General features: G+C 33.4%; 13 protein-coding genes and 1 other annotated feature (1 of these 14 running past the window's edge). All 13 genes read right to left on the reverse strand.

Features of this window, described 5'->3' with window-relative positions; genetic code table 11:
* Positions 1-93: 93 nt before the first annotated feature.
* Positions 94-798 carry an RNA polymerase sporulation sigma factor SigK gene (gene sigK, locus NBE98_RS10250; protein ID WP_250814849.1) on the reverse strand — a complete coding sequence of 235 codons (705 nt, stop codon included), beginning with the start codon at positions 796-798 and terminating at the stop codon, positions 94-96.
* 82 nt (positions 799-880) lie between these two features.
* Positions 881-2,518, reverse strand: a complete 1,638-nt coding sequence (locus NBE98_RS10255; protein WP_250814850.1) for a penicillin-binding transpeptidase domain-containing protein — start codon at positions 2,516-2,518, stop codon at positions 881-883.
* A 50-nt stretch (positions 2,519-2,568) separates the two neighbouring features.
* Positions 2,569-3,198, reverse strand: a complete 630-nt coding sequence (gene udk / locus NBE98_RS10260; RefSeq protein WP_250814851.1) for a uridine kinase — start codon at positions 3,196-3,198, stop codon at positions 2,569-2,571.
* Positions 3,198-4,424: a peptidase U32 family protein gene (locus tag NBE98_RS10265; protein WP_250814852.1), complete on the reverse strand. Its 1,227-nt coding sequence runs from the start codon at positions 4,422-4,424 to the stop codon at positions 3,198-3,200. Before NBE98_RS10265 ends, udk begins: the two co-directional genes overlap by 1 nt.
* On the reverse strand, positions 4,417-5,073 hold the full coding sequence (locus tag NBE98_RS10270) for an O-methyltransferase (protein WP_250814853.1): 657 nt from the start codon (positions 5,071-5,073) through the stop codon (positions 4,417-4,419). The genes NBE98_RS10265 and NBE98_RS10270 overlap by 8 nt, the downstream gene beginning before the upstream one ends.
* 14 nt (positions 5,074-5,087) lie before the next feature.
* Positions 5,088-6,131 (reverse strand): endolytic transglycosylase MltG, encoded by a 1,044-nt coding sequence (gene mltG / locus NBE98_RS10275; RefSeq protein WP_250814854.1) that lies wholly within the window; start codon positions 6,129-6,131, stop codon positions 5,088-5,090.
* 93 nt (positions 6,132-6,224) lie between these two features.
* The gene (gene typA, locus NBE98_RS10280; protein WP_250814855.1) at positions 6,225-8,048 is read right to left on the reverse strand and encodes a translational GTPase TypA; all 1,824 of its coding nucleotides are present in this window, start codon (positions 8,046-8,048) and stop codon (positions 6,225-6,227) included.
* A gap of 182 nt (positions 8,049-8,230) precedes the next feature.
* Positions 8,231-9,898 carry a ribonuclease J gene (locus tag NBE98_RS10285; RefSeq protein WP_250814856.1) on the reverse strand — a complete coding sequence of 556 codons (1,668 nt, stop codon included), beginning with the start codon at positions 9,896-9,898 and terminating at the stop codon, positions 8,231-8,233.
* Between the two features lie 45 nt (positions 9,899-9,943).
* The gene (locus NBE98_RS10290) at positions 9,944-10,390 is read right to left on the reverse strand and encodes a Fur family transcriptional regulator (RefSeq protein WP_250814857.1); all 447 of its coding nucleotides are present in this window, start codon (positions 10,388-10,390) and stop codon (positions 9,944-9,946) included.
* Positions 10,391-10,408: 18 nt separating this feature from the next.
* Complete coding sequence (locus NBE98_RS10295) at positions 10,409-10,672, reverse strand: DUF1292 domain-containing protein (protein WP_250814858.1); 264 nt, start codon at positions 10,670-10,672, stop codon at positions 10,409-10,411.
* A 60-nt stretch (positions 10,673-10,732) separates the two neighbouring features.
* Positions 10,733-11,146 (reverse strand): Holliday junction resolvase RuvX, encoded by a 414-nt coding sequence (gene ruvX, locus NBE98_RS10300; protein ID WP_250814859.1) that lies wholly within the window; start codon positions 11,144-11,146, stop codon positions 10,733-10,735.
* A 56-nt stretch (positions 11,147-11,202) separates the two neighbouring features.
* Positions 11,203-11,460, reverse strand: coding sequence for an IreB family regulatory phosphoprotein (locus NBE98_RS10305; protein ID WP_250814860.1), 258 nt, complete (start codon positions 11,458-11,460; stop codon positions 11,203-11,205).
* A gap of 85 nt (positions 11,461-11,545) precedes the next feature.
* On the reverse strand, positions 11,546-14,185 hold the full coding sequence (gene alaS, locus NBE98_RS10310) for an alanine--tRNA ligase (RefSeq protein WP_250814861.1): 2,640 nt from the start codon (positions 14,183-14,185) through the stop codon (positions 11,546-11,548).
* Between the two features lie 67 nt (positions 14,186-14,252).
* Positions 14,253-14,367, reverse strand: a binding site (T-box leader) (it continues 70 nt past the right edge of the window).

Here is a 14,367-nt window from a genome sequence, read left to right on the forward strand (position 1 = left end):
CTAAAACAATTAATACTTCAATAAAAAAGGTTAGAAGTAAATATGCCTATAGCAAATTACTTCTAACCCCCTAAATTGTTTCCTTTATCATTTCTACTGCTTATTTGGATTGTTCAACTCCTTGAAAAGCTTTTTTAAAGCTCTTTTTTCAATTCTTGAAACATAGGATCTTGATATGTTTAAAAGCTTAGCTATTTCTCGTTGCGTTTTAGGTTTTCCGTCCAACAAGCCGTATCTCATCTCAATAACTAGTTTTTCACGTTTAGCTAGACAACTATCAATTTTGTTATATAACTTTTTAACCTGAATTTTATTTTCTACAACCTCAATTATAGAATCATCATCACTGCTTAACACGTCCATAAGAGAAATTTCATTGCCTTCCTTATCAATCCCAATAGGTTCTTGCAAATAAACTTCTCCCTTTGTTTTTTTATTATTTCTAATAAGCATAAGTATTTCATTTTCTATGCATCTTGCAGCATAAGTAGCCAACCTAGTACCTTTAGAACTGTCAAAGGAATCTATAGCCTTTATAAGCCCAACAGTACCAATGGAGATTAAGTCATCTACTTCTTTTCCAGGATATGAGTACTTCTTAACAATATGTGCAACAAGTCTTAAGTTTCTCTCTACCAAAATGCTCTTAGCAAGTATGTCGCCATCTTTTAACCTTATCAAATAGTCCTCTTCTTCTTTTTCATCAAGAGGTTGAGGAAATGAATTTCCATTGGTCACATAGGCAACTAAAAAAGCCATGCTGCCAACCAAATCTAATAAACAATTCACGAAGAACACAGCTGATCCTCCCAATAGTGCTTATTAATATCATATGGCACAGCTTTTAAAAAAGTGCCTGTACTATTTGATAAATTCAAATTTATTTTCCAAGATAATCGTTTAGAGCTAAAACTATTTCCTTAAATATTGGTACTGCAGTATTTGCAGCTTGCTCATTTTCAATGTCTATATTTTGTACATAAATTACCATTGAATAATATTTATTTTTTATTTTAAAAAATCCGGTAAACCATCCATCTGAAGTTTTTTTAGTTCCGTCTATTCTAGTTGATGTTCCAGTCTTTCCTCCCACTTCTATGTTTGGTATTTTAGCTGCAACTCCTGTGCCGCTGTTAACAACTTTAATCATTTGATTTTTTAAAATATTAGCCGTGGATTTATTTATAGATTGATGCTTATCAGTCTTTAACACTTCTATAGCTTTATTTTCATTATTTACATAGGCATCTATTATATATGGCTTTACATAAAATCCATCATTAACAACAGTATTTGCTATGCTCACAGCTTGAATTGGAGTTATAAGCATACTCTGCCCTATAGCAAGCTGGCCTGCCCCTTCTCCTTGCTCCGGCATAACTATCCTGCCATCAGCTTCACTGTCGAAATTTAAAACTTTTTTAAATAATCCCTGTGATTCAGCATTTTCCTTAAAATAGTTCACACCAACTTTATCTCCAACTTGAGCAAATATGTTGTTACAAGAAACCCTCATAGCTTCTTCTATTGTAAGATGCCCATGATCTTTTTCAGGACATTTATCATAAATTCCGCTATATATGCTATTTTTACAGTAATATTTTTCATTTAATGAAATCCGTTTTCGTTCTAATCCAGCCTCTTCAACAATCACCTTAAAAATTGATCCTGGATCAAATCCATTTCCTGTAGAACCAAGATTGACATTAGCTCTAGAGTCATCCTTTTGAGTCATACTTAGAAGTTTTCCGCTGCTGCTTTCCATTAAAACTACTCCAATTTGATCATACTTTTTGTATGGGTCTGATGTAATTATTTCCTTAACTCTATCTTGTATATTCTTATCTATGGTCAGTCTAACATTTATATTATTATCTAGCGCATTAAAACCCTGATGAGTAATATTTCCATCTAAATCTTTATTAAAAACTTCTTTTGGAGTTTCATTCTTTTCTGTTTTTTTATATATCTGCATCTCAAGCGAGTCGTCTTTTTTTGTCTTATCATCAGAAGGATTTTTTATGCTTATAAGCATATTTTCTAGCTTCCATGCCTCACCTCTGTCTACAGCTGAAAATCTATATGTATAAAACCCTTTTACATCTTTAATATTATTTAATTTCTTATATGTGCTTTCATCAACTTCATATCTAATCTTAGCAGTGCTTTTACCTATCCCCATGTTTAAAAGATTGTAATTACTGTTATAGTCTCTTAAAATATATGTTAATGCAAATAATTCATCCTCATTATTATAGTTTCTAGTGAATGTTACAGGATCTATAACAGCATAATATTTATTACTATAGTTAAGCATTTGTTTACCATTCTGATCAAAAATTATATACTTCAAGTCTGAAACATCTACTTTTTCTTCAAACTGAGATTCCTGAAGTACTCCAAGAGTTTCAGCTTTGTCCATAGTTATAACTTTAATCCTCCACAAAAGTGCTCCGAATACAACAAAAAAAATTATTAATAAAACAACTGCTCTTTTTACATGTTTATTTTTATACATAAAAACACCTCACCCTGACTAAATTCTAGCCTAAAGTGAGGTTTTTTATTCTACTCTTCATCATTTTGCAAAAATTGCTTTATATTTGCAACAATTATATCTATAGCGACTTTATTATGTCCGCCTTCTGGAATAATTATATCAGCATATCTTTTAGTTGGTTCAGTAAATTGTAAGTGCATAGGTCTGACAACATTTAAATATTGATTAATTACAGAATCAACGGTTCTTCCTCTTTCATTTATATCTCTTATTAATCTTCTTATTATTCTAACGTCCGCATCAGTATCAACATAAATCTTAATATCCAATAGGTCTCTTATCTCAGGCTCTTGAAGAATTAAAATTCCTTCAACAATAACTATATCTCTAGGTTCAATTCTTATAGTTTCAGTTTTTCTGTTATGCACTTCAAAATCATAAATAGGTTTTTGAGTAGCTTTACCAGAAAGCAGCATCTTAAGGTGCTTAATTAAAAGTGCATTATCAAAAGCGTCAGGATGGTCATAGTTAGTCTTTATTCTCTCTTCATAAGACAAATGACTTTGATCCTTATAGTAAGAGTCTTGTTCTATCATAGCAATACATTGCTCGCCAAATTTTTTGTAAATCTCTTTAGCAATTGTACTTTTGCCAGAGCCAGTACCGCCAGTAATTCCAATTAAGATCGGACGCTTCATTACTTCTCCTCCTTGGCCTTTATAAGTAGATCATCTTTCATTAAAGCAGCATTAGTTTTTATGGTATATATCATTTGAGCCTGAGGAGTAGCATCAATCTTATTGCCTTCTAGATCTTTCATACTGTCTAAGTTAACAGTAAAATTATCACCCTGAGGCCTTAGCACTTCAATCTCATCTCCAGCAAAAACCTTATTTCTTTGCTCAATTGTAGCAATGCAGTTTTCACTATCATAATCTTTGACTACCCCTATAATATCATGGGTTCTGATATATGAAGATGAACCATAAACCTGCTTGTTCTTTTCTCCAAAATAAAAACCTGTATGGAATTCTCTGTGACTTGCCATCATCAGATTATGCATCCACTTTTCATCAAAAGCATAGGTATCCGGATTTTCAAAATATGAATCTATAGCCTGTCTATAGGATTTAACAACAGTTGCAACATAGAAAGAACTCTTCATTCTTCCCTCTATCTTAAAAGAAGTTATGCCTGATTCAAACAACTCAGGAATGTGATTAATCATGCACAAGTCTTTTGAATTCATTATATAAGTGCCTTTTTCGTCTTCGAAAACCGGGAAGTATTCACCAGGTCTTTTTTCTTCCATCAGATAATATTTATATCTGCAAGGCTGAGCACACTCTCCTCTGTTGGCATCTCTTCCAGTCATATAATTCGAAAGTAGACATCTGCCAGAATACGACATGCACATAGAACCATGAACAAAAGCTTCTAATTCACAAGTTTCTGGAAGTTTGCTTCTAATTTCCCTTATCTGTTCAAGAGATAATTCTCTAGCCAAAACTATCCTTTTAATCCCTTGCTTGTGCCAGAATATTGCAGATTTCCAATTAACATTGTTAGCTTGTGTGCTTAAGTGAAGCTCAAGTTCTGGAACTACTTCTCTAGCCGCCATTATAATTCCAGGATCTGAAACAATTACAGCGTCTACATTTAGTTTGTACAAATCTAAAAGATACTCTTCTAATCCATCTAAATCTTCATTATGAGGAAATACATTTAATGTTACATACACCTTTTTTCCTCTTTCATGAGCATACTCGATTCCTTCTTTCAACTCATCATTTCCAAAGTTGTCCGCAAAAGCCCTTAAATTAAGCTTGTTTCCTCCTAAATATACAGCATCTGCTCCAAAATTTATAGCAGTCTTTAGCTTTTCCAAGCTTCCAGCAGGTGCCAATAGCTCTGGTTTATTCATTATTATGCCTCCTCGTAGTTACTGCAATGCCGTCCCCCATAGGTATGACTGAAGTTATAAGCTCTTTACTGTTGGACACCATCTCCAAATATGACTTCATACGCTTCACAATGGTTATTTTTCTTCGTTTAAGGAGCTCTTTTGATGCTACCATGCCCTTAAATAAAACATTATCAGCAACAATTACTCCGTCTCCATTGAGCAGTCTCAAGCATTGAGGCAGAAAATGATTATAATGTCCCTTTCCAGCATCCATAAAAATAAAATCATACTTTCCTTCTAGTTTTTCTAAAACTTCAAGACAATCTCCTTCTAAAACCTTAATCTTGTCTTGAAAGCCATATTTAGATATATTGTCGCATGCTATATTTACCATATCCTTATTTCTTTCAATAGTAGTAATGGTAGTAGTATTATTTGAGCTAAGCTGCATAAGTATTGCAGAGTATCCTATAGCAGTGCCAAGCTCTAATATCTTAACGGGTCTTTTTATGTTTATCATAAGCTCAAGGAACTTTCCTACTTCTTTTTGAATTATAGGAACAGAATTTTCTTTTGCGTACTCTTCTAATTCCTTAAGTATATTATTACTATCTGGTATTAAACTCCTAATATACTGTTCCATATAATCATAAGTTATTCCACTCATTAAGCTTCCTCCGATTATTTGTTCATCTTAGCATAGTTTGCCTGTGAAACATTTTTATCCTTTAAAAAAGTATTGTAATTGTCTGAAAAAAAATGGGTCTTAGTGCCATCAAATTTTGCAACATAATAAATATACTTTGTAGAAGCTGGTTCTAAAGCAGCTTTTAATGAAGCTTTTCCGGGACTGCATATAGGCCCCGCTGGAAGTGCAGGTACAACATAAGTGTTATAAGGATTTTGTATCTCTAAATCCTTATATGTATATATGGTCTTATGTATACCTAAGGCATACTCTACAGTTGCATCTATCTGGAGTGGCATTTTTTCCTTTAGTCTATTATATAATACTGATGAAACTATTACTCTTTCTTCTACTGCTTCTGTTTCACGTTCAACCAAGGACGCCAAAGTCACAATTTTATCTAATTCTCCATCAACTATCTTATTCCCTGCTTCAGATTGAATAGTTGCTATAACAGAATCAAACTTTTTAATCATGATATCTATTATTTCTTTTCCTTTCATACCCTTAATAAGCTCATAGGTATCTGGAAACAGATATCCCTCCAGTGAATATCTTCTGTTTGAATCCTTTTTTATATAATTGGGCAAAGCATACTCTTTAATGCTCTGAATAAATTTATCTTTATCTATGATTCCCTTATCCTGAAGCAATTTAGCAATTTGTTCAACACCGTACCCCTCAGGTATAGTGACTTTAACAGCGTTTTCATTATATTTTCCTTCACCAAGTCCTTTAATGAACATTTCTAAAGCTATATCCTTAGGAAAAGTATATACACCAGGTTTTATATTAGTATCGAGATTCTGCTTTTTTATATACCACTTTATTAAATAGGAATTCCCTATTTTCTTATTTTCATATAAGGAATTAATGACTCCTGATAAGGTGTCACCCTTTTTTACTGTTACTTCTACATTTTTTTCATCCATTATAAATGGATGATGAATAATTCCCATAGCATCGGAGTATATTTTATACCCTATGCCGGCAAATACTCCTATGATAATAACAAAAAGAATAATTTTCTTTTTCATTGCCCCACCCCATATTTAATTAGTTTAATAACAAGAAAAGAAGATATCTTCTTTTCTTGTTATCTAGTTAAAAATATAAACTTTTAAAGTAATCTATTTTCTGTTATTAGCTTTTTTTCTAAGCTCTGTATTAAGTATTTTCTTTCTCATTCTTACTGTTTTAGGAGTTATTTCAACTAGCTCATCTGATGCTACAAATTCAAGACATTGTTCTAAAGACATCGGTTTTACAGGAGTAAGTTTTAAAGCATCATCTGACCCTGAAGCTCTTGTATTTGAAAGATGTTTTTTCTTGCATACATTAACCTCTACATCACCAGATCTTGAGCATTCACCAGCAATCATACCTTCGTAAACGTCAGTACCAGGTCCTATAAAGAGAGTTCCCCTCTCTTGAGCATTGTATAACCCATAAGTAACAGCTTCTCCAGTTTCAAATACAACTATTGAACCTCTGCTTCTCTCTGGAATATCTCCTCTGTACTTATCATATCCCTCAAGTACATGGTTCATTATTCCATTACCTTTAGTATCAGTCATAAATTCGTTTCTAAAACCAATTATCCCTCTTGATGGAACTACAAATTCAAGCCTAGTATAACCATTTATAGCTGATGTCATATTAACCATTTCAGCTTTTCTAGGTCCCATCTTTTCCATAACAACTCCCATGAATTCTTCTGGGACGTCTATTGTAAGCTTCTCAATTGGTTCAAGCACTGCTCCGTTTTCTTCCTTAAATATTACAGTAGGCTTAGATACTTGGAACTCGTAGCCTTCTCTTCTCATTGTTTCTATAAGAATTGAAAGATGAAGTTCTCCTCTTCCACTAACCTTAAAGCAGTCTGCAGAGTCTGTTTCTTCTACTCTTAAACTTACATTAGTTTGAATTTCCTTATAAAGCCTGTCTCTTAAATGTCTTGAAGTAACATAATCGCCTTCCCTTCCTGCAAAAGGGGAATCATTTACCATAAAATTCATAGCAAGTGTTGGTTCATCAATTTCTACAAAAGGAATTGCTTCTGGATTACTTATATCTGAAATTGTTTCTCCTATATTTATATCAGGAATTCCAGAAACAGCTATTATATCTCCAAGCTTTGCTTCCTCTACATCTTCTTTTTTAAGCCCTTGGAACACGTATAGGTTTGATACTTTCACATTGTTTATAGTTCCATCTCTTCTAATAAGGGCAACCTGTTGATTTTTCCTAACAGTTCCTCTTTCAATTTTACCAATAGCAATTTTACCTACGTATTCACTTGAATCTAATGTAGTAACTAACATTTGAAGAGGCTGATCTATATATCCTGCTGGAGCTTTTACCTTTTTAATAATCATATCAAATAAAGGATCCATGTTAGTACTTTCGTCTTCGATTTCAATTTTGGCTATACCCTCTTTAGCAGAGCAGTATATAATCTGGAAGTCAAGCTGTGAATCATCAGCTCCTAATTCTACAAATAAGTCAAATACTTCATCAATAACTTCATGCGCTCTGGCATCAGGCCTATCAATTTTATTAATTACAACAATAGGCTTAAGCTTTAATTCTAACGCCTTCTTTAAAACAAATTTTGTTTGAGGCATTGTTCCCTCATAAGCATCAACAACTAAAAGAACGCTGTCTACCATTTTTAAAACTCTTTCAACTTCTCCACCAAAGTCAGCGTGTCCTGGCGTATCAACGATATTGATCTTAACTCCATTATGCATAACAGCAGTATTCTTTGAAAGTATAGTGATTCCTCTTTCCTTTTCAAGATCATTAGAATCCATTACTCTTTCTTGAAGCTTTTCATTGGTTCTAAAAACATTGCTTTGCCTTAATAATGCATCAACAAGTGTGGTTTTACCGTGATCTACGTGTGCAATAATAGCAACATTTCTTATATCATTTCTTGTGAATAATTCCATTGTGTATCCTCCGTACTTTCTGTAATTATAAAAATATTTTGCAGCGATTATATCAAAAAATTAATAATGTATAATCAATTTTAACAAACAAAAATTGGATACTCACTAGTATCCAATTTATTTTTATCATACTTATTCTAATATTATGCTCATAAAATGTCAACTTAAGTTCTCTTCCAATCTTAAATTTCCATTATGATAGGTAAAATCATAGGCTTTCTCTTTGTTTTTTCATAAAGAAAAACCCTTAAGGTTTCTTTAATATTAGATTTCATAGGTGCCCATTCAGTTATATGTTTTTCTTCACATTCTCTGAGTGTATCTCTAACCAGTAGTCTAGCCTCTTCCATAAGGTTCTCAGATTCTCTTACATAAACAAATCCTCTAGAGATTATATCCGGACCAGCTATAACACTTCCAGACTCTTTTTCTATAGTAACTACCACAGTTAATATTCCATCCTGCGATAAGTGTTTTCTATCTCTAAGCACTATGTTTCCAACATCTCCAACACCTAAACCATCAACAAAAACCTGACCTGCCATTACCGTGCCATTTTTCTTAATTGAATTTCTTGTTAATTCTATAACATCGCCAATATCTACGATAGCAATATTTTCAGAAGCAAGACCAAGCTTTGTAGCTAGTTCAGCGTGCTGCTTTAAGTGTCTATATTCTCCATGGACTGGAATAAAGAACTTTGGTTTTACTAATGTATGCATAAGTTTTAGCTCTTCTTGACACGCATGCCCTGAAACATGCACATCGGCCAAAGCCTCATATATTACATCAGCACCTTTTTTAAACAACTGATTTATTACCCTTGAAACAAATTTTTCATTACCTGGAATTGGGGTTGCAGAAATTATTACTGTATCACCTGGCGAAATATTTACTTTTCTGTGCTCAGATGCTGCCATTCTTGTCAAAGCTGACATAGGTTCCCCCTGACTTCCTGTAGTTATGATTACAATCTGATTATCATTATATTTATTAATATAGTCTATTCCAATCAGAATATCTTTTTCAGCATTAATATACCCCAATTCAGCTGCTACAGCTACTATGTTTTCCATACTTCTACCTGAAACAGCAACTTTTCTGCCATACTTGCTTGCTGCAGTTATTATCTGCTGAATCCTATGAATATTTGATGCAAAGGTAGCTACAATTATTCTGCCTTTTGCCTGAGTAAATATCTTTTCAAAGGTTTCTCCCACTGTGCTTTCAGACATAGTATAACCTGGTCTTTCAACATTGGTACTATCTGCCATCATTGCTAAGACACCTTTTCTACCAAGCTCGGCAAATCTAGGCAAATCTGCTACCATTCCATCAATTGGGGTATAATCGATTTTAAAGTCGCCAGTATGTAGAACAACACCAAGCGGCGTATGTACTGCTATTGCAACTGAATCTGCTATGCTGTGGTTTGTTTTTATGAATTCTACAGATATATTGTCGAGCTTAACAACGTCTTTAGGACTGATTCGCACAAGCTCTACAGTATTCAATAATCCATGTTCCTTAAGTTTTGACTCTACAATACCAAGAGTAAGTTTCGTACCATACACAGGTACATTAAGCTGTTTTAGAACGTAAGGCAGAGCCCCTATATGATCCTCATGTCCATGAGTTAGAAAAATCCCTCTTACTTTATCTTTATTCTTAAGTAAATAACTTATATCTGGAATTACAATATCTATTCCGAACATTTCTTCGTCAGGAAACCTGAGACCACAGTCTATAACTACAATATCATCTTTATATTCAATTACAGTTAAATTCTTGCCAATTTCGTTAACTCCGCCTAAAGGAATTATTCGAACTTTATCCTTTTCTTTTTTCATGCCTACCCTCCTTTTCTTCAATATTTTATATAAATATTTATATATTTATTTACATTCACTGCAAGTACCATAAAACTTAACACTGTGATTTTCAATTTTAAAATCATACTTGCCTTCAATTTCATGCTCAAGTACTTCTAATAAATCTCCTTGAACTTCTATGACCTTTCCACACTGACTGCATATTAAATGATGATGTTGATGATTTTCATCTTCACGAACAAGTTCATATCTGTAACAGCCATCATTTAGGTCTAATTTACTTACAACTCCAAGCTCTTCTAAAAGTTGAACAGTTCTATACACAGTTGCTAAACCTATTTCAGGACAATCTTCTTTTACTAAGTCGTATAATTCCTCAGTAGTTAGATGGCTCCCAGCATTTTGGATTATAATATCAACTATTGCTCTCCTTTGTGGAGTAAGTTTGTAACCTTTTTCCTTTAAATTCTGCTTTAATTTTTCTATTTCACTTGGAGTTAGTTTTGACATTTTAAAACCTCACTTTTATTAACTTAAATCTTCTTCAGAAAAAATTAATTCGTAGGCCTCAGCTACCATGGCAAATTCATCTTCATCTTCTATACTTACTAAAATATCTTCACCATTCTCATCCTGATCGATTCTAAGAGCTACAGCCTCGTCTTCTTCACCATCTGAAGGCACTACAATAACATATTCCTTGTCTTCGATATCAAGTTTAGTAACAACATCAAATTCTATTTCTTCACCATTCTCATCAGTAAGAAATATTGATGTAACATCATTTTCCATAATTAAATCTCTCCTTTGTAGTAATTGATATTTTATATTAATAAGAATTTTGTGTCAATGTTATTTGGATAAGCTATCCAGATAACCCTGAAGTATGTATGTAGCAGCTACCTTGTCGACTATCTTCTTTCTTTTGGCTCGTGAAAGATCTGCCTCAAGCATTGCCTTATGAGCTGCAACAGTTGTAAGTCTTTCATCCCATAATTTAATAGGTATATCTATGTTTTCCTTTACAAACTCGCTAAAGTTTATAATTTTTTCTCCGGTTGGACCTATCGTACCGTTCATATTTTTCGGGAGCCCAATAACAATAGTATCAACTGTATACTCATTGCATATTTGCCTAAGCTCTTCTATATCGTTTTTTTTCCCTTTTCTATTAATGGTCTTAATTCCCTGCGCAGTAAATCCTAATGGATCACTAACAGCCACACCTATTGTTTTTTCACCTACATCTAATCCTAATACCCTCATTTTAATTCTCCTTTATTATGTGTAAAGTTAAAATAAAAATGCCCCTACGGGCATTTTTATTTTATTCCTAGATAAGACTTTAACACTTCTTCAAGAATTTCATCTCTTTCCAACTTTCTAACCAAGGCCCTTGCTCCATTATAGTTAGTAATATAAGTAGGATCACCGGAAATTAAATAGCCCACAAGCTGATTTACAGGATTATAACCCTTCTTAATGAGAGCATTGTATACCTCGTTTAAAATCTCTTTGGTTAAATCCTTCTTATCTTTGGAAAAATCAAACTGAATGGTATTGTCATTGTTGTATCCCATTGCGGTTTCACCCCTCTTCTTATCATTTAAAATGATAACAGATTTGTGTTAAATATATTATAAACCATTTTTAATTAAAAGTACACTATTTAACTAAAGTATCCAAAATCTGCTCAACTATATTTAAGGCTTCTTCTAATTTTTCAGGAAGCTTTCCACCTGCTTGTGCCATATCAGGTCTTCCGCCTCCGCCTCCACCTGTTACAGCTGCTACCTCTTTAACTATCTTGCCACAATGAACACCCTTGTTTACAGCAGTTTTAGATGCCATTGCAACTAGCTGCACTTTGCCACTATAAGCACTTCCTAAAACTACAACTCCGTCTTTTATATTATCCCTAATTTTATCTGCAAGATCCCTTAAGGAATCTCCATCTATATCCTTAAGCGCTGCTGCAACTAATTTAACTCCTTTGACTTCTTTTACATTGTTTAACAATTTTTCTTCAACAGATCCAGCGATTTTCCTTTTTAATTCCAGTATTTCTTTCTCTTTTTCTTTCAACTCTGCAGCTTGTGATAGTATTTTATTTATTACGTCTCTCTCTAAACATCTTAAGGAAACTGCAGCTTCTTTAAGCAGTTCATTTTTTTCTTCAATATAGTTTAATGCATTTAGACCACTAACAGCTTCAATTCTTCTTACACCTGCTGCAACTCCAGCTTCAGATACGATTCTAAATAACCCAATTTCACCAGAATTTTTTACGTGAGTTCCTCCGCAAAGTTCCTTACTGAAGTCACCTACTGCTACAACTCTAACCTCATCCTTATATTTTTCATCAAACAATGCTACAGCACCGCTTTGTTTTGCTTCGTCAATAGACATTATATTTGTATCAACACTATAAACCTTCATTATATTCTCATTTACTATATGCTCTATTTTCTTAAGTTCTTCTTCAGATACAGCAGAAAAATGAGTGAAGTCAAACCTTAATCTAGAGTCATCTACATAAGAGCCTGCTTGATTTACATGCTCACCTAGAACAAGCTTAAGAGCTTCATGAAGCATATGGGTAGCTGTATGGTTTTTTCTAATACTGTTTCTTCTTGCTTCATCAACTTTAAGAGTTACATTACTATTTAATTCCACACTACCTTCTATTATATTGACAAAGTGAAGTGTTTTTCCTAATATATTTTTCTTGCAGTCTAAAACCTCTGCTTTAAAGGTATTTGAAGCAATTAAACCTTTATCTCCAACTTGACCACCCATCTCAGCATAGAAAGGAGTTTCCTCTGTAATTATTATTCCTTTATCTCCTTCTTTTAAAAGTGATACAAATTCTTCGTCCTTGATTAAAAGACTTACCTTAGATTCACATACCAATGAATCATAGCCAACAAAAGCGGTATTTAATTCTGAAGGAATTCTATTTAAAATACTATCTTCACTTCCCATGTAGTTAGACTCTTCCCTTGCAGCTCTGGCTCTTTCCCTCTGGCTTTGCATCTCTCTATTAAAACTATCAATATCTACAGACATGCTCTTTTCTTCTAGTATTTCAAGAGTCAGTTCTAACGGAAATCCATAGGTGTCGTATAGTTTGAAGGCTTTATCCCCGGCTAAAGTGTTAATTCCTTTGTTTTGTAGTTCTTCGATAAAATCTTTTAGTATTTGGATCCCGCTGTCTATTGTCTCCTCAAATCTCTCTTCTTCAAGCTTAATGACTTTTTTAATAAAGTCTCTTTTTTCTTTAAGTTCAGGATAAGCATCTTTAGAGTTTTCTATAGCAACATCACAAAGTTCATGCAAGAATGTACTGCTTATACCTAAAAGTCTTCCATGCCTAGCTGCTCTTCTTAGTATTCTTCTTAATACATAGCCTCTTCCTTCGTTAGATGGCAGCACTCCATCACTTATCATGAAAGTCATGCTTCTTATATGATCTGTAATTATCCTTATGGAGACGTCGTTTTTATTAATATCTCCATACTTTACATTAGCAAGTTTGCATACCTCATCCAATATGCTCTTTATAGTATCAACCTCGAATATATTATTAACACCCTGCATTATGGTTGCAATTCTCTCAAGCCCCATACCAGTATCTATATTAGGATTAGGAAGCCTATGATAAACACCTTCTTCATCTTTGTCAAACTGAGTAAAAACTAAGTTCCAAAACTCTACAACTCTATCTTCCTCGGCTGACTTTAAAAATTCTTCAACTGTGTTTATTTTTCCATTTCCTCTATCAAAGTGTATTTCTGAGCAAGGCCCGCAAGGTCCCTGACCAATTTCCCAGAAATTATCATCCTTGCCAAGTCTGAATATTCTAGAAGGATCTATATCTGTCTTATTAGCCCAGATTTCATAAGCTTCATCATCTTCGAGATATATTGTAGCATAAAGTTTATCCTTGGGAACTCCTAACACCTCAGTTACGAACTCCCAAGCCCATGGAATAATTTCATTTTTAAAATAGTCACCAAAAGAGAAATTTCCAAGCATTTCAAAAAATGTACCATGTCTTGAAGTCTTCCCTACATTATCAATATCACCTGTCCTGATACATTTTTGACAGGTTGTTATCTTTTTGCTTGGAGGCACTTGAAGACCAGTAAAATAAGGCTTTAAGGGAGCCATACCTGCATTTATTAAAAGCAGACTTTTATCGCTTTGTGGCACCAAAGAAAAGCTTGGTAGTCTTAAGTGGTCTTTGCTCTCAAAAAACTTTAAATATTCTTCTCTAATTTCATTTAAACCCATTTTTCTCATATAAATTCCTCCATTCATTCTATGTAATACTTTTTATATTTTAAGCAAATAAAAAGCTTTCATTCCCAAAAGGGACGAAAGCATTCCGTGGTACCACCCTAATTATATAACTATAGTATGCATTAGTATAGTTATATCACTTCTTAAAATATGACTCAGAGACTGCTTCAAAATATCCATCA

The organism is Clostridium swellfunianum (assembly GCF_023656515.1).
Classification (GTDB): domain Bacteria; phylum Bacillota; class Clostridia; order Clostridiales; family Clostridiaceae; genus Clostridium_AT; species Clostridium_AT swellfunianum.